The organism is Bifidobacterium sp. SO4 (assembly GCF_018555355.1).
GTDB lineage: Bacteria > Actinomycetota > Actinomycetes > Actinomycetales > Bifidobacteriaceae > Bifidobacterium > Bifidobacterium miconisargentati.
Genome location: NZ_JAFEJP010000004.1, coordinates 88,501 through 110,345, shown reverse-complemented (window position 1 = coordinate 110,345; position 21,845 = coordinate 88,501). Strand labels below are relative to the sequence as shown.

The following is a 21,845-nucleotide window of genomic DNA, read 5'->3' as shown; positions in this document are numbered from 1 at the left end:
CCGTACGCACATCCCCGCGCACCGCACTGCGCGCACTGGCCGCCCGCAACCTTGCAGGGCGGCCCATGCGTACCGGAGCCCTGCTCGCCGTGGTGACCATCCTGGCGTTGGCCTTCTTCGGCGGCACCATGCTCACCATGAACCTCAACACCGGCATGACCAGCATGGAACGCCGCCTTGGCGCCGACCTCATGGTGGTGCCCCAGAACACGACCCAGAAGGCCGAAGCGCTTCTGACCGACGGCAGCCCCAGCACGTTCTACTTCACCAAGGACATCGCCGCCAAGGTCGAACAGGCGGACGGCATCGAACAGGCCAGCGAGCAGACCTACATAGCCTCGCTCGCCGCCGCCTGCTGCGATGAAAAAATGCAGATCATCGGCTACGACCCCGCCACCGATTTCGTCATCGAGCCATGGGTGGCCTCCCAGTTCGACGGCACGCTGGAAGACGGGCAGATGATCGCCGGCGCGAACGTCAACGTCTCCGTCGACGGCACCGTGGAACTCTACGGCCGCACATGGCCGGTCGTGGCCCAGCTCGCCAACACCGGCACCAGCCTCGACAACTCCGTATTCATCAACCTCGACACCGTGCCCGACATGGTGGATGCCTCGGCCAAAGTCGCCAAGCGAGTCATGCCCGCCGAATACGCGGACAAGGCCGTCTCCACCGTGCTCGTCAAGGTGGCTGAGGGATACGACGCGCAGACCGTAGCCATGAACATCCAGCGTCTCGACCCGACCTTCTCCGATTTGGGCTACGTGTACCCGGGCGGCATCACCGCCACCACCAAAACCGCGCTCAACGCGCTGGTGACCTACCTGGCCGTGTTCGTGGCGGCCATCTGGGTGATGGGCGTGATCGTGCTGCTGGCAGTGTTCGCCTCCTCGGTCAACGAACGCAAGCGCGAATTCGCCTCGCTGCGCATCCTAGGCGCCACGCGCGGCATGCTGGCCGGCATCCTCCTGCGCGAATCGGCGCTGATCGGCCTTGGCGGAGGCATCCTCGGCGTGGGCCTGGCCTCGCTGGCCATCTTCCCCTTCAGCGCGCTGATCGGCCGCCAGCTCCAGCTGCCATACCTGCAGGCCCCGTGGCCGGCTGTGCTCGCCGTCATGGGACTGGCCGTGATCTGCTCGGTGGCGATCGGCGTCATCGGCTCGCTGTCCGTGCTCGCCCGCATCGGCCGTCCCGAAGCGTATCTGACCTTGCGGGAGGGGGAGTGACATGACCGGATCCATCGAAGCCATGAACGGAACCGTGACCGGAGCCATGGATGACGACATGGCCGATTCCGTTGCCGGCGCCGTTGCCCATGAGTCCCGGACCGCAGCCGCGCAACCGGCACCGCTGGTCGAACTCAAGGACCTGACCCGCACCTTCACCCGTCGCGGTGCGCCGTTCGACGCCGTGAGCCATGTGAACCTCGCCGTCGCGCCCGGCGAATTCGTCGCCATCGTGGGCCGATCAGGCAACGGCAAAAGCACGCTCATCAACATGGTCGCCGGCCTCGTACGTCCCACGTCGGGCGTTGCGGTCGTCGACGGGCGAAACGTGGCCGGACTGGGGGACAGGGAACTGTCGCTGCTGCGCAACCGGACCATCGGATTCGTCACCCAAAGCCAGACCCTGCTCGCCAATCTGACGGTGCTGGACAACGTGATGCTGCCGTCCACCCTGTACGGCAACACGCCGTCGGGCTCCGGGGACGTTGCCGCGGAACAGGCGGAACAACGCGCCCGCACGTTGCTCGAACGCCTCGATGTGGCCGACCTTGCGGACAGCTATCCGCGCGAACTGTCCGGCGGCGAAATGCGCCGCGTCTCCATCGCCCGCGCGTTGATGAACACGCCGAAGCTGCTCATCGCGGACGAACCGACGGGCGACCTTGACCAGACCAGCACGGACCTTGTCATGCGCCTGCTGCGCGAACGGGCGGACGCCGGCACCGCGGTGCTCATGGTCACCCACGATCCCGACGCCCTCGCCTGGGCGGACACGGTGTACCGCATGGACGCCGGTGTGCTGTCCATGGCCTGAGTGTAAAATAGCTCGCTGGTGTCTGCCGCATGGCAGAGGCCATCTGGAGCCCTAGCCCATCAACGGGTCGGCGGCAGGCGATCGCAAGGACGCCGGCCGTTCGTGAGCGATCACGAGGAAGCGTTGGAGAGGCCCGGCTCAGCGTCTGGAATCCATTCGGAAACCGGGCGTTCCGTTCAGATAACGACAGAAGGAACAATCCAAATGACGAACGTTCAGCGTTCCCGCCGTCAGGTGCGCCTTTCCCGCGCCCTCGGCATCGCACTGACCCCCAAGGCTCAGCGCATCTTCGAAAAGCGTCCGTACGCTCCTGGTGAGCACGGCCGTACCCGCCGTCGCACCGAGTCCGATTACGCCGTGCGTCTGCGCGAGAAGCAGCGTCTGCGCGCCCAGTACGGCGTGTCCGAGAAGCAGCTGCGTCGCGCCTACGATCAGGCCACCCGCACCGCCGGCCAGACCGGTAACGCCATGCTGGCCGATCTCGAGGTCCGCCTCGACAACCTGGTGCTGCGTTCCGGCTTCGCCCGTACCACCGCCCAGGCCCGCCAGTTCGTGGTGCACCGTCACATCCTCGTTGACGGCAACATCGTGGACCGCCCGTCCTACCGCGTCAAGCCCGGCCAGACCATCCAGGTGAAGGCCAAGAGCCAGACCATGGTTCCGTTCCAGATCGCCGCCGAGGGCGTGCACCGTGACGTGCTGCCCGCGGTTCCCGGCTACCTCGACGTGAACCTTGCCTCCCTGAAGGCCACCCTGACCCGCAAGCCCGAGGTCGAAGAGATCCCGGTGCAGGTCAACATCCAGTACGTGGTCGAATTCTACGCCCGCTGATCCGGGCCCCTCTGGTCAATATACAATTCCAGGACATACCGCTCGAACCCCGCGCTCCCTTCATGGGTCGCGGGGTTCCTGCGTTGTGGAGGCATGAGGCGGTGCAGGGCGCGCAGGCGGCCAACTCCATGTAGCATGGAACGCATGATCCTGCATCTTCATCTGGTCCGCCACGGGCAGACCACATTCAACAAGTACAACCGGCTTCAGGGATGGTGCAACGCGCCGCTGACCGAATCCGGCCTCGCCGACGCGGACAAGGCCGGGCACAAGCTCGAAACATTCGACTTCGCCGCGGCCTACTGCTCGGACACCTCCCGTGCCGAAATCACCGCAAAACGAATCCTCGACATCAATGAAGCCGCGGGGCACCGCCGTCCCGAACTCGTCGCGGACATGCACTTCCGCGAGCAGTGCTACGGCTACTTCGAAGGCCAGGACATGTCCCTGGCTTGGACCGCTGCGGGCGGCCCCCACGGCGCGAAGAACTACAACGACATCGTCGCCAAGTTCGGTCTCGCCGCCACCCGCGATTTCCTCAAGGAAGCCGATCCGTTCCACGATGCGGAATCGGACGCTGAATACTGGACGCGCGTCGAAGGGGCGTTCCGTCTCATCGCATCCAATCCCGCACTCAAGGATGGCGATGATGTGCTCCAGATTTCCCACGGCAATACCCTGCTGAGTCTCGGCCACCGGTTCGGCAATTCCGATCTGGATCTGAGCGAACGACCTGCCAACGGATCGGTGACCGTGATCGACTTCGACACGGACAAGCCGTTCGACCAGGCCGTCACCATCGTCTCCTACGGTCGCTGAGCGGGTCCGCGGCACCGGGGAATTCCCGAGTTTTCTCGGCTGCATAGGCGGGGCAACATGAGAAATAGGCCCGGAGTGCTACCCTTGTCCGAGTAAATGTGACCTCAAGGAGGCAAAATGGGAGTCGGAGAGATCGCTGGCCTGATCGCGGCCATCGCGTTCGCAGTGTTGGCCGGGTTCATGATCTATCCGCTGATCCGGTTGGGCAAGATGTTCGACCAGATCTCGCAGACCGTCAAGGAGTCCGGCGAGCACGCCATCCCCGCGCTGGACGAGGGCGTGACCACCGTCAAGCAGGTCAACAAGTCGCTTGAGGACGTCAACCGCATCTCCGCCGCGGCCTCGACCACCGCCAACAACGTGGGCGCCCTGACCGACCTGTACGGCTCCTTCCTCGGTAAGCCCGTCATCAAGATCGCCTCCGCGGCGTACGCGCTCAAGTCCACCGCCCAGTCCTTCGTCGCCGGCAAGGCGGCGGGTGAGGCGGCCGACGGCGCCGCCAAGAAGGGGGAGTGATGTTCAAACGCATCTTCTGGATCGGTGTCGGCGTGGCCATCGGCGTCGCCGCCGTCACCAAGGCCCAGGCCTACGTCAAGGCCAACACCCCGGACAAGGCGCGGCAGTTCCTGCTCGGCCCGGACCAGGACAACGTGCCTCTGAAAACCCTCGAAGGTCTGGTCAACGAGTTCAACGCCACGCGCCGAGCCCGCGAGGCTGAGCTCAACCGTCAGTACATCGAGCGCGCCAACTGACACGCGCACGGCCCCGCCGCGGGAACCGAAGCGGCGAGGCGAATCGCATCCCATAACAGAACCGGACTTTTCCCGTTTATCTTTCTTTCCATCAGACAGGGGCGTTCCCGCGCCCGAAACACCAACAAGGAGTTCATCCGCCCATGCGCACTGCGGACATCGCCAAGCGATATCTCGACTATTTCGCCAAGCATGACCACCTGGTCGTGCCTTCGGCATCCCTGATTTCCCCGAACCCCACCACGCTGTTCACCATCGCCGGCATGGTGCCGTTCATCCCGTACCTCATGGGCGAGCAGACCCCGCCGAAGCACCGCATGGCCTCCAACCAGAAGTGCGTGCGTACGCTCGACATCGACGAGGTCGGCAAGACCACCCGTCACGGCACCTTCTTCCAGATGCTCGGCAACTTCTCCTTCGGCGACTACTTCAAGGAGGAGGCCATCCACTACGCTTGGGAGCTGCTGACCACCCCGCAGAGCGAGGGCGGCTACGGCTTCGACCCGGAGAAGCTGTGGATGACCACCTTCACCGACGACGATGAGGCCCGTTCCCTGTGGATCAACGAGGGCGTGGATCCCGAGCACATCCAGAAGATGGGCATGGAGGACAACTTCTGGACCACCGGCGGCCCCGGCCCCGGCGGCCCCTGCTCCGAGATCTACGTCGACCGTGGCCCCGAGTTCGGCAAGGAAGGCGGCCCGATCGCCGACGAGAACCGCTACATCGAGATCTGGGACCTCGTGTTCGAGAACTACGAGGTGGACAACGTCAAGTCCAAGACCGACCTGCACATCGTGGGCGAGCTCGAGAACAAGAACATCGATACCGGTGCCGGCCTGGAGCGTCTCGCCTACCTGATGCAGGGCAAGAACAACATCTACGAGACCGATGAGGTCTTCCCGGTCATCGAGGCCGCCGAGAAGCTCTCCGGCCTCAAGTACGGCGAGAACGAGGACGCCGACGTGCGCTTCCGCGTGGTGGCCGACCACGTGCGCTCCGCCCTGATGATCATGTCCGACGGCGTGCGTCCCTCCAACGTGGGCCGCGGCTACGTGCTGCGCCGCCTGCTGCGCCGCACCGTGCGCTCCATGCGCATGCTCGGCGTGACCGATCCGGTGCTGCCCACCCTGTTCCCGACCTCCAAGGCCGCGATGGAGCCCAGCTACCCGGAGCTCAACGACACCTTCCACGAGGTGTCCGAGTCCGCGTACGGCGAGGAGGACGCCTTCCGCCGCACGCTGGAGACCGGCACCACGATCCTCGACGTGGCCGTGAACAAGGCCAAGGCCGATTCCGCCGAGCCCACCGTGACCGGCGAGGACGCCTTCAAGCTGCACGACACCTACGGCTTCCCGATCGAGCTCACTCTCGAGATGGCCGCCGAGCAGGGCGTGAAGGTGGACGAGGCCAAGTTCCGCGAGCTCATGGCCGAGCAGAAGTCCCGCGCCCGCGCCGACGCCCTGAAGAAGCGCCACAACGTGGACCTGTCCGTCTACGACGACTTCAAGAAGACCCTCGCCAAGCCGATCGACTTCCTGGGCTACACGGACATGTCCGCCCGCGCCAAGGTCATCGGCATCATGCAGGAGGGCAAGGGCTCCGTGCCGGCCGTCACCGGCCCGGCCAACATCGAGGTCATCCTCGACCGCACCCCGTTCTACGCGGAGGCCGGCGGCCAGCTCGCCGACCAGGGCGAGATCCTGTCCGACGACGGCGCCGTGCTCGAAGTGGACGACGTGCAGAAGCCCATCAAGGACCTCATCGTCCACCAGTGCCGTCTGACCGAGGGCACGCTGGTCGTCGGCGCCGAGGTCAACGCCAACATCGACCTGAACCGCCGTGGCGCCATCGCCCGCTCCCACACCGCCACGCACATGGTGCACAAGGCGCTGCGCGAGGAGCTCGGCCCGCAGGCCACCCAGCGCGGTTCCGAGGACGCCCCGAACCGTCTGCGCTTCGACTTCCAGTGGTCCAAGGCCCCGGCCAAGTCTGTGATCTCCGCCGTGGAGGAGCGCGTCAACGACAAGCTGCGCGACAACCTGGCCGTGACCACCAAGGAGATGAAGTTCGACGACGCCATCGCCCTGGGTGCCATGCACCTGTTCGGCGAAAAGTACGGCGACATCGTGCGCGTGGTCTCCATCGGCGAGGACGGCTGGAGCCGCGAGCTGTGCGGCGGCACCCACGTTGACCACGTCGGCAAGATCGGCATGGTCAACATCCTGTCCGAGGCCTCCATCGGCCAGGGCGTGCGTCGTGTGGACGCCGTCGTGGGCCAGGGCGCCTACGACTTCAACGCGCGTGAGCACGCGCTGGTCTCCCAGCTGTCCGACAAGCTCAACGCCCGTCCGGACGAGCTCGCCGAGCGCATCAACACGCTGCTCGCCAAGCTCAAGGAATCCGACCGTCGCCTGGCCGCCATGTACGAGAGCCAGCTCGCCGCCACCGTGCCGGCGCTGGTGGCTTCCGCCAAGGACTCCGCCGCCCCGGTCAAGACCGCCGTCAAGAACGTGGGCCACTTCGGCTCCTTCGACGCCCTGCGCAAGACCGTGCTCGACGTGCGCGGCCAGCTCGGCGAGGACGCCCCCGTGGTGGTGGCCCTTGCCGGTGTGTCCGAGGACGACAAGCCGATGGTCGCCGTGGCCACCAACGAGGCCGCCCGCAAGGCCGGCATCAAGGCCGGCGACCTGGTCCGTGGAGCCTCCAAGATCCTCGGCGGTGGTGGCGGCGGCAAGCCGGACTTCGCCCAGGGCGGCGGCGCCGATGCCTCCAAGATCGACGAGGCGCTCGAAGCGCTGAAGCACGAGGCGATCAAGGCCTGAGAGAAGCCCATTGGTTTGGCTAGGCGTTGATTTGGGTAATGCCCGGGTCGGACTCGCATTGTCCGACCCGGAGCTTACCTTCGCACACCCCGCCGGGAACATTCACGTTGCCGGCGACTACTTCTTTGCCATCGACGAAGTACTGGACGTCATCGAGGACGAACAGGTGACCCACATCGTGGTCGGATTGCCGTTGCAGATGGACGGCACCGAAGGCAAAAGCGCCAAGAAGGCGCGTCGATGGGCGGCCAATCTGGAGAAGAGGCTGCTCGCGCAGGCAGAGGATGAGGAAGAAGAGCACCAGATTCCGCAGGTATCATTGGTGGACGAGAGGCTGACGACGGTCAGCGCGCATCGTCAGTTGTTCGAGGCGAATCGCGCATCGAACAGGCATAGGCCGGTGGTTGACCAGCAGTCGGCAGTGGTGATTTTGCAGACGGCGCTCGACCGAGCAAAGGGACAGTGAGGTACCGGTTCCATGTCCGATGATTTCCATGATTTCTTTGACGAGAACACCCACTGGGTCGAACAGGGCGCGGCGGCGCCGGCAGGCAACGCCTCCGAACCGCCCAAGCCGCCGAAGTCACGCAAGGAGATGCGCAAGCGGCGCGCCCAGCGCAGGCGCAAGCGTGTCAGCGGCATCATCGCCGCGCTGGTCGTCATCGCCGTGATCGTCGGGGCCGGGTACTTTGGCGTCACCAAACTGATGTCCTGGCGCGACAGCCGTTCCCAGAACACCGCCGTGGCCGCCGACTATCCGGGTCCCGGTTACGGCGAGGTCGATTTCACGGTGGATGACGGGCAGGGTGCGGCCGAGATCGCGCAGAACCTGGTCGAGGCGGACGTCATCAAATCCGCGGCCGCCTTCACCTCACTGGTCAGCGCCAACGGCACCACGCTCTACCCGGGCACCTTCACGTTGAAGAAGCACATGTCCGCCTCCTCCGTGGTCGATATCCTGTCCGATTCCAAGCAGGCGGCCGGCTTCCTCGAGGTGCGGCCGGGCGAACGTTCCGCTGACGTGATCGAGGCGGCGGCATCGCTCACCGGCATCGACCAGAGCGAGTTCGACGCCATCGTCAAGAACAAGGGCAAGGACATCCTGCCCGCGGAGGCGAACGGCAGTTTCGAAGGCTGGTTCGAGCCGGGCACGTACAACGTCAAATCCATGAAGAGCGCGTCCGCCGTGCTCAAGGCCATGGTCGACAAGCGCATCGCCAAACTGGATGATCTGGGCGTGCCGACCGGCAAGGACCGCGAACGGGTGATGATCATCGCCTCCATCGCCGAGGCGGAGGTCAACAAGTCCAATTACTACGCCAAAGTGACGCGCGTGATCGAGAACCGACTCGAACAGGGCATGAACCTCGGCATGGATTCCACCGTGGCCTACGGCAACAACGTGAAGCCCTCGCAGGTGACCACCGCCATGACGCAGGACGACTCCAACCCGTACAACACGTACCAGATCGCGGGACTGCCGCCCACGCCGATCAGCAACCCCGGCGACACGGCCATCAAGGCCGCCATGAACCCGGAGGAAGGCGACTGGCTGTACTTCTGCACGGTCAACCTCGACACCGGCGAGACCAAATTCGCCACCACCGCCGAGGAACACGACAAGAACGTCGCCCAACTACGCCAGTGGCAGGCCGATAACCAATAAATGACTCGTTGGGCGACAAGGGCCCTGCGACGGCGGAGCCGTCAGCGAAGTTGACCGAGGGGAGCATCGCGGATTGTCGCGGTGCTCCCCTCAGCCGTAATGACGTCGCTTTCCGGGGAGGAGCCAGAGGAACCGTCACCCAAGAGCCGTCAACGCAATCGCGATAATCGCACCCATCAATATCGCCGGCACATACGGCACCTTGCCGGCGTACCCTGTACCGCGTTGCGGATCGAACCTGGTCCACAGCGCGATCCATATCAGCCCGGCGACGCCCATCGCCACCCACCAGACGACCACCGCAACCAAGCCCAGCAGCCCCACGGCCAGTCCCATCGGCACCATGGCCGTCACATCGCCGAATCCCAGCGACTTCGGCACGATCAGCGCCAGCGCGAACTGAACCAGACAGCACAGCACGGTGAACAGCAGCGCCTGCAACAGCGCGAACAGGTCATTGGCGACCACCCCGTACGCGAAATCGGCGATGATCTGCGCCAACGCGCCCACCGCCACCCACGGCAGAGGCACACGACGGCGGCGCACATCCTCGAAGGACAGCGCGAGCCCACATAGCAGACCGGGCAGCGTGAACAGGTATGGCATGGCTTAACATTAACCCCTAGTATCCGAAACGAAGAAACGAGGGAAAGCTATGTTGCGCTGGCAGACGGCAGGGGAGTCGCACGGAGAGGCCCTGGTGGCCATGATCGAGGGACTGCCCGCCGGCATCCGCATCAGCACGGACGACATCGTCTCGGCACTGGCCCGTCGCCGTCTGGGATACGGCCGTGGCGCGCGCATGAAGTTCGAGCAGGACAAGGTGCGTCTGCTCACCGGCGTCCGTCACGGTCTGACGCTCGGCTCCCCGGTGGCCATCGAGATCGCCAACACCGAATGGCCCAAGTGGACCGAAGTGATGAGCGCCGACGCGCTCGACCACGACCTACCGCGCGAAGGCCGTAACGCCCCGCTGTCCCGTCCGCGTCCGGGCCATGCCGACCTGACCGGTATGCGCAAGTACGGTTTCGACGACGCCCGCCCGGTGCTCGAGCGTTCCAGCGCCCGTGAGACCGCATCCCGCGTGGCCCTGGGCGAAGTCGCTCGACAGTTCCTGGAGCAGGTGTTCGGCATCCGCACCGTATCCCATGTGGTGGCGCTCGGCGGCGTGCAGACGAACCCCGACCTGCCGCTGCCCACCCCGGACGACCTTGAGGCGCTGGACGCCTCCCCGGTGCGCACGCTGGACAAGGAAGGCGAGCAGCGCATCATCGAACGCATCGACGAGGCCAAGAAGGCCGCCGACACGCTTGGTGGCGTGGTCGAGGTACTGGCCTACGGCGTGCCCGCCGGCATCGGCACCTACGTGGAATCCGACCGCCGCCTGGACGCGGCGCTGGCCTCCGCCATCATGGGCATCCAGGCGTTCAAGGGTGTGGAGATCGGCGACGGCTTCCTGGAGGCCGCTCGCCCCGGCTCCCAGGCGCATGACGAGATCGTTGTCAACCCTGACGGCCGCATCGACCGTCTGTCCAACCGCGCCGGCGGCATCGAAGGCGGCATGTCCAACGGTCAGGTGATCCGCGTGCGCGGTGCCATGAAGCCGATTCCCTCCATTCCGAAGGCCCTGCGCACGGTGGACGTCCTGACCGGCGAGGCCGCGCAGGCCATCAACCAGCGTTCGGATTCGACCGCCGTGCCCGCCGCCGCCGTGGTGGCCGAGGCCATGGTGCGCCTCACCCTCGCCAAGTATGCGCTGGACAAGTTCGGCGGCGACAGCGTGGAGGAGACCCACCGCAACCTCGAGGCGTACCTCGCCTCCTGGCCGGAGCACATGCGCTGAACATGGCAGCACGTAAGACGACGCATCGCAACCGCCGACCGCACGCCGTCATCATCGGCATGATGGGTGCCGGCAAGACCCGTGTGGGCAAGGAGATCGCCCACATGATCAGGATCCCGTTCGCCGACGCCGACATCGAGATCGAGCGCGAGGTGGGCATGAAGATCCCCGCCTACTTCGAGAAGTACGGCGAACGCGCATTCCGTAAGGTCGAGGCGGAGCTTATCGCCGACTACCTCGAGGACTTCGAAGGCATCTTCTCCCTCGGCGGCGGCGCCCCGATGACGCCCTCCACCCAGGACGCGCTGGCCCGGTACATCGACCAGGGCGGGCGCGTGGTGTATCTGGACGCCGACCCGGCCGAGGCCATGGAACGTGCGAACCGCGGTGGCGGCCGGCCTATGCTCAACGGCGACGGCAACGCCCGCTGGAAGAAACTGTTCAAGGAACGCGACCCCGTATTCCGCAGGGTCGCCAACGTCCATGTGCGCACCCGCGGCCTCACGCCGCAGGGCGCCGCCAAGAAAGTGATTGATATGGTTGCAGAGAGAACGGTCCACGTCACCGGTGCCGCCATCGAACCCTACGATGTGGCCATCGGCGAAGGCGCCATGAACCATCTGGCCGAGGTGCTGGGCAACAAGCCCCACAAGATTGCGCTGATCCACACGCAGTCCGTGCAGCGTCACTCCGACCGTGCCCGCGCGCTGCTGCGCCAGGGCGGCTATGAGGTCTCCGAAATCGTGATTCCGGACGCCGAGGCCGGCAAGACCATCACCGTGGCCAACGGCATCTGGGAACGACTCGGCAACGAGGGCTTCACCCGTTCCGACGCCGTGGTGGGACTGGGCGGCGGCGCGGCCACCGACCTGGCCGGATTCGTGGCCGCCACATGGATGCGCGGCGTGCGCTACGTGAACTGCCCCACCTCGCTGCTGGCCATGGTGGACGCCTCCACCGGCGGCAAGACCGGCATCAACACCCCGCAGGGCAAGAACCTGGTCGGCTCGTTCTACACGCCGGCCGGCGTGCTGGCGGACACCAAGACGCTGGCCACGCTGCCCAACGACATCTTCATCGAGGGCTTGGGCGAAGTGGCGAAGTCCGGCTTCATCGGCGACCCGGAGATTCTGGCGATCCTGGAGTCCCATGCCGACGAACTGCGCGGCTTCGACGGCTCTTCGTTCCTGGGCTCGCCTTTGGAGGACGTGGTCTCCGAACTCATCGAGCGCACGGTCACCGTCAAGGCGCATCACGTTTCCTCCGATTTGAAGGAGAAGGGCCTGCGCGAGTTCCTCAACTACGGGCACACGCTGGGCCACGCCATCGAAAAGCTCGAGCACTTCCGCTGGCGCCACGGCAACGCGGTGGCCGTGGGCATGGTGTACGCGGCCGAACTGGCCCATATCCTGGGCTACATCGATCAGGATCTGGTTGATTACCACCGTTCGCTGCTGTCCTCCCTGGGACTGCCGACCTCGTGGAACGGCGGCTCGTTCGAGGACGTACTGGCGCTCATGCACCGCGACAAGAAGGCTCGAGGCAACCAGCTGCGCTTCGTGGTCCTCGACTCGATCGGCCATGTGGTGCATCTCGACAACCCGCCCGCCGACGCCGTGGAAGAGGCGTTCCGCCGCATCCAGCACTAGTACGAAATCTCATCGGGTAAAGGAGCGATCATGACCAAAGTAATCGTTGTCAACGGACCGAATCTCGGCCGCCTCGGCGTGCGTCAGCCCGACGTCTACGGTCGTCAGGACCTGGAGGAGCTGCGCCGCCTGTGCACTGGATGGGGTGCCGAGCTCGGCCTTGACGTCGAGGTCCGCCAGACCGACGACGAGGCCGAAATGGTGCGTTGGATGCATCAGGCCGCCGACGAGAAGACCCCCGTGGTGATGAACCCGGCCGCGTTCACCCACTACTCGTACGCGCTGGCCGACGCCGCCCACATGGTCGGCGATGCAGGCCTGCCGCTCATGGAGGTCCACATCTCCAACCCCTCCGCGCGTGACGAGTTCCGCAAGCGCTCCGTGATCTCCCCGGTCGCCACCGGCACCATCACCGGCATGGGCTTCTACGGCTACAAGCTGGCCATTGAGGCCGTCGCCCATATCGTCAACGGCTGATAGGTCGTCAGCTGGTACTGCAACGGATTTGTGACTTGACGGTCGGCTTAGAATGGAGCCGACCGTCAAGTCATATGAGGGGGGATTCCGATGAAGCAGTACAAGGCAGTGGTGTTGAATTACGCGCCGAGGGCCACAAGCATGGCCGAGCAGCTGGAGAAGACCGCCAATGAAATGGCGCAGCAGGGATATGAGTTGGTGACCTTCTCCGTCACCAACTCAGCCAAGGCAATCGCCGTGTTCGGCATCGGCAAGGCCGACTGATACCGGTGGGCCGAATACCCGAATATCATCGAACACGCCGCGTCATAGACCGGTGATAGGATGAAATCCCATGGTTAGAAGAACACATGGCAATTCGCAAGAACACGTCACCAAGCATATTTTCGTCACCGGTGGCGTTGTTTCCTCTCTCGGCAAGGGCCTGACCGCCTCGTCTCTGGGCCGTCTGCTGCGTTCGCGTGGCCTGCACGTGCTTCAGCAGAAGCTCGACCCGTACATCAACGTGGACCCGGGCACCATGAACCCGTTCCAGCACGGCGAGGTCTACGTGACCGAGGACGGTGCCGAGACCGATCTCGACATCGGCCACTACGAGCGTTTCCTCGACGTCTTCCTGAGCCAGAAGGCGAACGTCACCACCGGCCAGATCTACCAGGAAGTGCTGCGCAAGGAGCGCGCCGGCGAATACCTCGGCCAGTGCGTGCAGGTCATCCCGCACATCACCAACGAGATCAAGTCCCGTATGCGTGCCCAGGCCTCGGACGACGTCGACGTGATCATCACCGAGATCGGCGGCACCGTGGGCGACATCGAATCCCAGCCGTTCCTGGAGGCGGCCCGTGAGGTGCGACGCGACCTCGGTTCCGACAACTGCATGTTCGTGCACGTCTCCCTGGTGCCGTACATCTCCGCCGCGCACGAGCTCAAGACCAAGCCCACCCAGCACTCCGTGATGATGCTGCGTCAGCTGGGCATCTCCCCGGACGCCCTGGTGCTGCGTTCCGATCGCCCGCTCAACCAGTCCATCAAGGACAAGATCTCCCTGATGTGCGACGTGGATGCCGAGGGCGTGGTCAACTGCGTGGATGCCAACAGCATCTACGACGTGCCGAAGATCCTGTTCAACGAGGGTCTTGACGCCTATGTGGTGCGCGAGCTCGGCCTGCCATTCCATGACGTGGATTGGGACGAGTGGGAGGACCTGCTGGAGCGCGTCCACCACCCGAAGCATGAGGTCAACGTCGCCATCGTCGGCAAGTACATCGACCTGCCGGACGCCTACCTGTCCGTCACCGAGGCCATCAAGGCCGGCGGCTTCGCCAACTGGGCCAAGGTCAACGTCAAGTGGGTCGCGGCCGATCGTTGCGAGACCACCGAAGGCGCGGCCGCCGCGCTCGACAACATCGACGGCATCGTGATCCCCGGCGGTTTCGGCATCCGCGGCATCGAGGGTAAGATCGGTGCCCTGAAGTTCGCCCGTGAGAACGGTCTGCCCGCCCTGGGCCTGTGCCTGGGCCTGCAGTCCATGGTCATCGAGTACGCCCGCCACGTGCTGGGCATCGAGGATGCCAACTCCACCGAGTTCGAGCCGGATTGCGCCAACCCGGTGATCGCCACCATGGAGGAGCAGAAGGACATCGTGGCCGGCCACGGTGACATGGGCCACACCATGCGTCTTGGCTCCTACCCGGCCGAGCTCGAGGAGGGTTCGCTGGTGGCCGAGCTGTACGGCACCACGCATGTCACCGAGCGTCACCGTCACCGTTACGAGGTCAACGTGGCGTACAAGGACCGTCTACGTGAGGGTGGTCTGCGCATCTCCGGCCAGAGCCCGGATGGCGAGCTCACCGAGTTCGTCGAGCTGCCGCAGGACGTGCACCCGTTCTACGTGGCCACCCAGGCCCACCCGGAGTTCAAGTCCCGCCCGACCAAGCCGCACCCGCTGTTCGCCGGCCTCGTCAAGGCCGCGCTGGACCACCAGCAGGAGCGCTCTGGCAAGTGAGCCGATGAGCTGAGGTTCGGAGCGACGGGTTCGCGCTGAACGGCCATCCGTAAAGGGGTGGTGAAGTCTCTCGTCAAGGGAGATTTCACTGCCCCTTTTGGTATGAAAACGGCTTGTTTCCGTCCGTGTCGGAAAATTTTTACCGGGCTGATACAAGTTTGCTAGACTGCAGGGGAGACGCAGACTACGGCAGAAAGTAGAAGCCATGAGCGAGTACAACGACGACCCAACTCAGGCGATGAGCCCGGTGAGCGGCAGCGGTCCGGCCGCGGAGGAGACCCTGATGATGGAGATGGCCGGTGCCTCGGATGCTGCCGCAACCAGTAAAAAACGCATCATCTGGCCATGGGCGGTACTGGCATGTCTGCTGGTGGCGCTTGGCGCCGCGGGAGGCGCGGGCATATGGTTCTTCCAGGATCATGTATTGCCCGGCACGACCCTATGGGGCAATTCCGTGATGGGCAAAACCGAACAGGAGATCGCGGATACCATCAACGATCAGGTGAGGAACACAGCGGTCAAGGCCACATACGAGGGCAAATCCGCGTCCTTCACCCTTGCCGATCTCGGCGTGGATTTGGATGGCGAGGTCATCGCATCCGAAGTGTTCAATGCCAAGCGCGATGACGCCCTCTGGCAGCGGTATGCGTTCTGGATCACCAAGGACGTGTCTCCCGAGCTCGATGCCAGGCTCGCCGACGGCACCGTGGTGGACAAGGCCCTCGGCATCGAGGTCAATGAGCCCGTGGACGCGCAGGTCAAACTCAATGACGCCAAAAACGGTTTCGATGTGGTCGCGGGGGAGAACGGTCAGGGAGCGAACGCCACCGCCATCGCCGAGCAGGCCATCGTCTCGCTGACCTCGCTCGGAGCGTCCCAGCCCAATACGGTTCGCGTCCAGCTGGATGTGACCGAGCCGACAGTGACGGACGAGATCGCCGAAACGGTGAAATCCACGTTGGAAGACATCGTGAGCCAGAAGGTGAGCATCAAGGTGGCGGACAAGGCCATCGCCACCATCGACGCGCCCGCTCTGGCTTCCGCAATGAGCATCAATGCCAACCGGCAGGCCAAGCTCAGGGACACCGAAACCCGCAATGGATATGTGGTCTTCGACGCGGAAAAGCTCCAGAAGCACTACGACGAACAGATCAAGCCAAACCTCAAGCTCGAACGTGAGGACAAGAAGCTCGTGGTGGACAATGCCGGTCAGGTACTCGGCACCGAAACCGAGGGCCATGATGGCATTACCATCACCGAAGGCGCGGACCGGAGCGTGGGCGCCAAGCTCGCCAAGGCCTTCTCCGAAGGTGCGTCCTCCATCACGGTCGACGGCAAGGTGGATCCCAAGCAGGAGGTCAAAGTGACCCATCATGTGGTCATCGACCTGTCCGACCGCAAGCTGTACGCCTACGAGAACGACAAGGTGGTCAACACCCTGAACGTGGTGGTGGCCCAGGGCAACGACAACATCACCGGCGAATGCGTGGGCCTCATGTGCACCCCCACCGGCGACTTCAACATCTGGTACAAGCTGCCCAGCCAGGATATGAGTGGCACATTGAACCTCGCCGACGGCACCGTGGAGAAATGGGACGTCAAGGGTGTGGGCTTCGTGAACTACTTCTCCTCCGGCTGCGCGATCCACCGCATCGCCGGCGGATACGTGGCAGACGCATCCATGCCGTACATCGCCAACGCCTCGCACGGTTGCGTGGGCATCGGCTGGGACGTAGCCGAATGGTTCTACGGCTGGTGCAACATGGGCACCAGCGTGCATATCCAGGTGTGAGCCGGAACACATGCCGGTTTTCCGTCCATACCGCCGTCGGATGAACGAATCCGCATGACCCCTTGCGTTTCGGTGACGGGCGGCGTATGCCTGTAATGAAACGCACAATCATTATTTGCCGTGATTGGTAGTGTTTCCCATGGGTTCTGCTAGGTTTACCTAGGACTATGTCTATGTGCGAAACGAGATGGAAGGCAGGAAGGTGACCGACAACACAGCACCGAACGCCGCCGCTGACGTGGAGATGAGCCAGTACGTGGCCGATCGTTCCCGCGTCAACGAGGATAAGATCAAACAGGATGATGAGATCATCAGCCAGTTCGGCGACTACAGCTATGGCTGGCATGATTCCGACGCGGCCGGCGAGGCGGCCAAGCGAGGCATCGACGAGAACGTCGTGCGTGCCATCAGCGCCGACAAGGGCGAGCCTCAGTGGATGCTGGACATGCGTCTGCGTGGCTTCAAGGCGTTCCTCGACAAGCCCATGCCCAACTGGGGCGTGGATCTTTCCGGCTTCAACGCCGACGACTTCAAGTACTACGTCAAGCCGATCGACAAGCAGGCCAAGAGCTGGGACGAGCTGCCCGACGACATCCGCTCCACCTACGACCGCCTTGGCATCCCCGAAGCGGAGAAGAAGCGTCTGGTCTCCGGCGTGGCCGCCCAGTACGAGTCCGAGGTCATCTACAACTCCATCCAGGAGGACCTGAAGAAGCAGGGCGTGATCTTCGTGGACACGGATACCGCCGTGCGCGAATACCCTGACCTCGTGAAGAAGTACTTCGGCACCGTGGTGCCGCCCGAGGACAACAAGTTCGGCGCCCTGAACACCGCCGCATGGTCCGGCGGCTCCTTCGTGTACGTGCCCAAGGGCGTCCACGTGGACATCCCGCTGCAGGCGTACTTCCGCATCAACACCCCGGCCATGGGCCAGTTCGAACGTACGCTGATCATCGCGGATGAAGGCTCCTACGTACACTACGTGGAGGGTTGCACCGCCCCGATCTGGTCCGAGGATTCGCTGCACGCCGCCATCGTGGAGATCATCGTGGAGAAGCATGCCCGCGTGCGCTACACCACCGTGCAGAACTGGTCGAACAACGTCTACAACCTCGTCACCCAGCGCGCCTACGTGCGCGAGGGCGGCACCATGGAATGGGTGGACGGCAACATCGGATCCAAGGCCACCATGAAGTACCCGGCCTGCATCCTCGCCGAGCCGTACGCCAAGGCTTCCACCATGTCCCTCGGCTTCGCCGGCAAGGGCCAGTACCAGGACACCGGCGCCAAGATGATCCACCTGGCTCCGCACACCAGCTCCACCATCGTGGCCAAGTCCATCTCCCGCGGCGGCGGACGTTCTGCCTACCGCGGACTCGTCAAGATCGTCAAAGGCGCGGAAGGCTCCTCCAACTCCACCGTGTGCGACGCGCTGCTCGTGGACGACTTCTCCCGCTCCGACACGTACCCGCATGTGGACGTGCGCGAGGACAACGTCTCCATGGCCCACGAGGCCACGGTCTCCAAGGTCTCCGAGGACCAGCTCTTCTACCTGATGAGCCGCGGCCTCAACGAGGACGAGGCCATGGGCATGATCGTGCGCGGCTTCGTGGAGCCGATCAGCCGTGAGCTGCCGATGGAATACGCGCTCGAACTCAACCGACTCGTGGAACTGCAGATGGAAGGATCGGTGGGCTGATCCCATGACCAACGAAGCAACCAAGAACGTCAAGGAAATAGCCATTCCGGTCGCGGACCCGAACGATCCGTACGCCATCCCGGCGGCCATGCCGTCCTCCGTGGACCATGCCGCCCGCTCGTTCGACGTGAACGACTTCCCGGCACCGGATCGCAAGCAGGACGAATGGCGCTACACGCCGATCGAACGCATCAACGAGTTCTTCGACGTGTTCAAGCCGTCCGGCGAAACGCAAATCGAAGTCTCGATGATCGACGGTTCGCCGCTGACCGAAGGCGTGAAGCTCAGCCAGGTCAGGCTCGGCGAAGCCCCCTCCGGCACCGTCTCCAAACCGAACGACCGCGTCTCCGCCGTCGAATGGAACTCCGGCGCCACCGCAACGGTCATCGAGCTGAACGGCGAGATCGCCCAGCCGGTGCTCGTCAAGGTGCATGGCGCGGGCGAGGATCTCGACGCCTTCCACCTGGTCATCAAGGCCGCGGACAAGTGCCACGCGGACGTCGTCGTGGAGCATGACGGCGACGCGCGCCTCGCCGAAGGCGTGGAAATCACCACCGGCAAGGACTCGCATGTCTCCGCCACGTTCATCCAGGAATGGGACAAGACCGCCAAGCATGTGGGCAACCACCGCATCCATGTGGGCGAAGGTGCATCCCTGCGCCACTCCGTGGTGACCCTCGGCGGCGACGTGGTCCGCATCCGCATGGATCAGGACTTCGGCGGCCCGGAAGGCGACCTCAACATGCTCGGCATCTACTTCGTGGATCCCGGCGAGCATATCGAGCACCGCACGATGGTGGTGCACAACCACCCCGACTGCAAGTCCCGCGTGGTCTACAAGGGCGCGCTCGACGGCAAGGGCGCGCACTCCACCTGGGTGGGCAACGCGCTCATCCAGCCCACCGCCCCAGGCACCGACTCCTACGAGCTCAACCGCAACCTGGTGCTGACCCCCGGCGCCATCGCCGATTCCGAGCCGAACCTGGAGATTGAGAACGGCAACATCATCGGAGCCGGCCATGCCTCCTCGGTGGGCCGCTTCGACGATGAGGAACTGTTCTACCTCCAGTCCCGTGGCATCCCCGAGACCGAAGCCCGCAAGCTCGTGGTGCGCGGCTTCTTCGGCGAACTTGTGGAGGAGATCGGCATACCCGCCATCTCCGAACACCTCATGGACGTAATCGACCGCCGACTGGCCCGTGGCGAAAGCGACGCCATGGCGCAGGTCCTCGAAGACAAGTAGGCCGGGGACACCGAAGCGGCCCGGCCCAAACAGACATCGCAACATTTTTAGGAGCACACACATGTCAACACTCGAAATCAAGGACCTCCACGTCCACGTCGAAACCAAGGACGGCATCAAGCAGATCCTCAAGGGCGCGACCCTGACCGTCCACTCCGGCGAGACCCACGCCATCATGGGCCCCAACGGCTCCGGCAAGTCCACGCTCGCCTACACGCTTGCCGGCCACCCCAAGTACGTGGTCGACTCCGGCGAAGCCCTGCTCGACGGCCAGGACATCCTCAAGATGACCCCGGACGAGCGCGCCAAGGCCGGCCTGTTCCTGGCCATGCAGTACCCGGTCGAGGTGCCGGGCGTGTCCATGACCAACTTCCTGAGGACCGCCAAGACCGAGATCGACGGCGAGGCCCCCGGCATCCGCCAGTGGACCAAGGACCTGTCCGCCGCCATGAAGCGCCTCAAGATGGACCCGAAGTTCGCCACCCGTTCCGTGAACGAAGGCTTCTCCGGCGGTGAGAAGAAGCGCGCCGAGGTTCTCCAGCTCGAGCTCCTCAAGCCGAAGTTCGCCATCCTCGACGAGACCGACTCCGGCCTCGACGTGGATGCCCTGCGCATCGTGTCCGAGGGCGTGAACCGCGCCAAGGAAGCCAACCAGTTTGGCATCCTCATGGTCACGCATTACACCCGCATCCTCAAGTACATCAAGCCGGACATCGTGCATGTGTTCGCGGACGGCCACTTCGTCAAGACCGGTGGCCCCGAACTGGCCGACGAGCTCGAAGAGAACGGCTACGACGCCTATCTGCCCGAAGGCGCCGATTCCGAATCCGCCCTGGCCTGATCCATCCGCTGATCCAACCGGCTGCAGGCTCCGAACAGAACAGGGGCCGGCAGCCATAACGCAACGTATCGAAGGGGAATATGATGGTTGATTTCAAGGCGATTCGGGATGAATTCCCGATTCTGGACCAGGAGATTCACGGACACCCGCTGGTGTACCTCGATTCCGCGGCCACCTCGCAGAAGCCGCAGTGTGTGATCGACGCCGAGGCGGACTTCTACCGCACGATCAACGCCGGCGTGCATCGCGGCGCCCACGAACTGGCCGCACGCTCCACGCTGGCCTTCGAGGAGGCCCGCGCCAAGGTGGCCAGGCTGGTCGGCGCCAACGCGGCGGAAGGCGAGGAGGAGATCGTCGTCACCGGCGGCGCCACCGCTGGCCTGAACCTGTTGGCCACGGCTTTCGGCAACGCCTCGCTGGGCCGCGGGGGAGAGGAGGCCAAGCGCTTCGCCCTGAAGCCCGGCGACGAGATCGTCGTCTCGCGCGCCGAGCACCATTCCGTGCTGCTGCCGTTCCAGGAGCTTTCCTACCGTACCGGTGCCACGTTCAAGTGGCTTGATCTGACCGAGGACGGCCGTGTGCGCACCGACAACCTGGACGAGGTCATCACCGAACGCACGAAGGTGGTGGCCGTGACCCATGTGGGTAACACCACGGGTGCCATCACGGACATCGCCCCGATCATCCGCCGCGCGCACGCGGTCGGAGCCGTGTTCATCCTCGACGCCTGCCAGTCCGTGCCGCACCTCAAGGTCGATTTCCATGCGCTGGATGTGGACTTCGCCGCCTGGAGCGCGCACAAGATGTACGGTCCCACCGGCGTGGGCTTCCTGTACGGCAAGCGCGAGCTGCTTGAAGCGTTGCCGCCGGCCAACTTCGGTGGTTCGATGGTGGAACTGGCGTACATGGACCACGAGGCCCAGTACATGGCCCCGCCGGCACGATTCGAGGCCGGTACGCAGCCGGTGGCCCAGGTGGTCGCCGCAGGCGTGGCCGCCGAATGGATGATGAACATCGGCCTGGAGAACATCGAGGCCCATGAGAAGACCATCGCCGCCGAACTGCTGAAGCTCGGCGACATCGACGGCATTCGCATTCTGGGACCGCGCGAGAATGTGGGCCGCATCGGAACCGTGGCCTTCGACGTCCAGGGTGTGCACCCGCACGACGTGGGCCAGTTCATCGACGCGCAGGGTATCGCCATCCGTGTGGGCCACCACTGCGCCCAGCCCGTGCATCGTCACTTCGGCCTGTACGCCTCCAACCGTGCCTCGTCCGGCGTCTACAATTCGGTCGAGGACGCGCAGGCGCTGGTCGAGGCGGCCAAGGGCATCCGCAAGTTCTTTGGAGTGGAATAAGGAAC

General features: G+C 64.4%; 20 protein-coding genes. 19 read left to right on the top strand and 1 reads right to left on the bottom strand.

All coding sequences use genetic code 11. The features are described 5' to 3' along the window. Window positions 1-65 precede the first annotated feature (65 nt). The 9 genes from JS536_RS04540 to mltG all read left to right on the top strand — a co-directional run bounded on the left by JS536_RS04540 (window position 66) and on the right by mltG (window position 8,933). Window positions 66-1,226 carry an FtsX-like permease family protein gene (locus tag JS536_RS04540; RefSeq protein ID WP_214356012.1) on the top strand — a complete coding sequence of 387 codons (1,161 nt, stop codon included), beginning with the start codon at window positions 66-68 and terminating at the stop codon, window positions 1,224-1,226. Between the two features lie 58 nt (window positions 1,227-1,284). Then, window positions 1,285-2,040 carry an ABC transporter ATP-binding protein gene (locus JS536_RS04535; protein ID WP_240544262.1) on the top strand — a complete coding sequence of 252 codons (756 nt, stop codon included), beginning with the start codon at window positions 1,285-1,287 and terminating at the stop codon, window positions 2,038-2,040. 204 nt (window positions 2,041-2,244) lie between these two features. Beyond that, window positions 2,245-2,871, top strand: a complete 627-nt coding sequence (rpsD, locus tag JS536_RS04530) for a 30S ribosomal protein S4 (protein ID WP_109056451.1) — start codon at window positions 2,245-2,247, stop codon at window positions 2,869-2,871. A gap of 144 nt (window positions 2,872-3,015) precedes the next feature. Next, window positions 3,016-3,690, top strand: a complete 675-nt coding sequence (locus JS536_RS04525) for a histidine phosphatase family protein (RefSeq protein ID WP_214355945.1) — start codon at window positions 3,016-3,018, stop codon at window positions 3,688-3,690. Between the two features lie 117 nt (window positions 3,691-3,807). Next, window positions 3,808-4,206, top strand: a complete 399-nt coding sequence (locus JS536_RS04520; RefSeq protein WP_214304874.1) for a DUF948 domain-containing protein — start codon at window positions 3,808-3,810, stop codon at window positions 4,204-4,206. Continuing rightward, the gene (locus tag JS536_RS04515; RefSeq protein WP_109056454.1) at window positions 4,206-4,442 is read left to right on the top strand and encodes a hypothetical protein; all 237 of its coding nucleotides are present in this window, start codon (window positions 4,206-4,208) and stop codon (window positions 4,440-4,442) included. Before JS536_RS04520 ends, JS536_RS04515 begins: the two co-directional genes overlap by 1 nt. A 143-nt stretch (window positions 4,443-4,585) precedes the next feature. Then, entirely contained in the window at window positions 4,586-7,267 is a 2,682-nt protein-coding gene (alaS, locus tag JS536_RS04510) for an alanine--tRNA ligase (RefSeq protein WP_214304873.1), read from the top strand. Between the two features lie 10 nt (window positions 7,268-7,277). After that, entirely contained in the window at window positions 7,278-7,733 is a 456-nt protein-coding gene (gene ruvX, locus JS536_RS04505) for a Holliday junction resolvase RuvX (RefSeq protein WP_109056456.1), read from the top strand. Between the two features lie 12 nt (window positions 7,734-7,745). Beyond that, the gene (gene mltG / locus JS536_RS04500; protein WP_214355944.1) at window positions 7,746-8,933 is read left to right on the top strand and encodes an endolytic transglycosylase MltG; all 1,188 of its coding nucleotides are present in this window, start codon (window positions 7,746-7,748) and stop codon (window positions 8,931-8,933) included. A gap of 135 nt (window positions 8,934-9,068) precedes the next feature. Here mltG and JS536_RS04495 read toward each other — a convergent pair whose 3' ends face one another. Further along, window positions 9,069-9,539, bottom strand: coding sequence for a prepilin peptidase (locus tag JS536_RS04495; RefSeq protein ID WP_214355943.1), 471 nt, complete (start codon window positions 9,537-9,539; stop codon window positions 9,069-9,071). A 49-nt stretch (window positions 9,540-9,588) separates the two neighbouring features. Between JS536_RS04495 and aroC the strand changes: the two genes are divergently transcribed. The 10 genes from aroC (at window position 9,589) to JS536_RS04445 (ending at window position 21,840) form a co-directional block, all read left to right on the top strand. Further along, window positions 9,589-10,776, top strand: a complete 1,188-nt coding sequence (gene aroC / locus JS536_RS04490) for a chorismate synthase (protein ID WP_214355942.1) — start codon at window positions 9,589-9,591, stop codon at window positions 10,774-10,776. 2 nt (window positions 10,777-10,778) lie between these two features. Then, window positions 10,779-12,425, top strand: a complete 1,647-nt coding sequence (locus tag JS536_RS04485) for a bifunctional shikimate kinase/3-dehydroquinate synthase (protein WP_214355941.1) — start codon at window positions 10,779-10,781, stop codon at window positions 12,423-12,425. A gap of 30 nt (window positions 12,426-12,455) precedes the next feature. Beyond that, the gene (locus JS536_RS04480) at window positions 12,456-12,902 is read left to right on the top strand and encodes a type II 3-dehydroquinate dehydratase (protein WP_214304868.1); all 447 of its coding nucleotides are present in this window, start codon (window positions 12,456-12,458) and stop codon (window positions 12,900-12,902) included. Between the two features lie 90 nt (window positions 12,903-12,992). Continuing rightward, complete coding sequence (locus JS536_RS04475; RefSeq protein ID WP_214355940.1) at window positions 12,993-13,166, top strand: hypothetical protein; 174 nt, start codon at window positions 12,993-12,995, stop codon at window positions 13,164-13,166. A 70-nt stretch (window positions 13,167-13,236) separates the two neighbouring features. After that, on the top strand, window positions 13,237-14,907 hold the full coding sequence (locus tag JS536_RS04470) for a CTP synthase (RefSeq protein WP_109056462.1): 1,671 nt from the start codon (window positions 13,237-13,239) through the stop codon (window positions 14,905-14,907). A 205-nt stretch (window positions 14,908-15,112) separates the two neighbouring features. Beyond that, window positions 15,113-16,699: a L,D-transpeptidase gene (locus tag JS536_RS04465; protein WP_214355939.1), complete on the top strand. Its 1,587-nt coding sequence runs from the start codon at window positions 15,113-15,115 to the stop codon at window positions 16,697-16,699. Window positions 16,700-16,886: 187 nt separating this feature from the next. Continuing rightward, window positions 16,887-18,398, top strand: coding sequence for a Fe-S cluster assembly protein SufB (gene sufB / locus JS536_RS04460; protein WP_274608215.1), 1,512 nt, complete (start codon window positions 16,887-16,889; stop codon window positions 18,396-18,398). Between the two features lie 4 nt (window positions 18,399-18,402). Beyond that, complete coding sequence (sufD, locus tag JS536_RS04455) at window positions 18,403-19,641, top strand: Fe-S cluster assembly protein SufD (RefSeq protein WP_214355938.1); 1,239 nt, start codon at window positions 18,403-18,405, stop codon at window positions 19,639-19,641. A 61-nt stretch (window positions 19,642-19,702) separates the two neighbouring features. Next, window positions 19,703-20,482: a Fe-S cluster assembly ATPase SufC gene (gene sufC, locus JS536_RS04450; RefSeq protein ID WP_214304859.1), complete on the top strand. Its 780-nt coding sequence runs from the start codon at window positions 19,703-19,705 to the stop codon at window positions 20,480-20,482. A gap of 83 nt (window positions 20,483-20,565) precedes the next feature. Then, window positions 20,566-21,840 (top strand): cysteine desulfurase, encoded by a 1,275-nt coding sequence (locus JS536_RS04445; protein WP_214356011.1) that lies wholly within the window; start codon window positions 20,566-20,568, stop codon window positions 21,838-21,840. The last annotated feature ends 5 nt before the right edge of the window (window positions 21,841-21,845 follow it).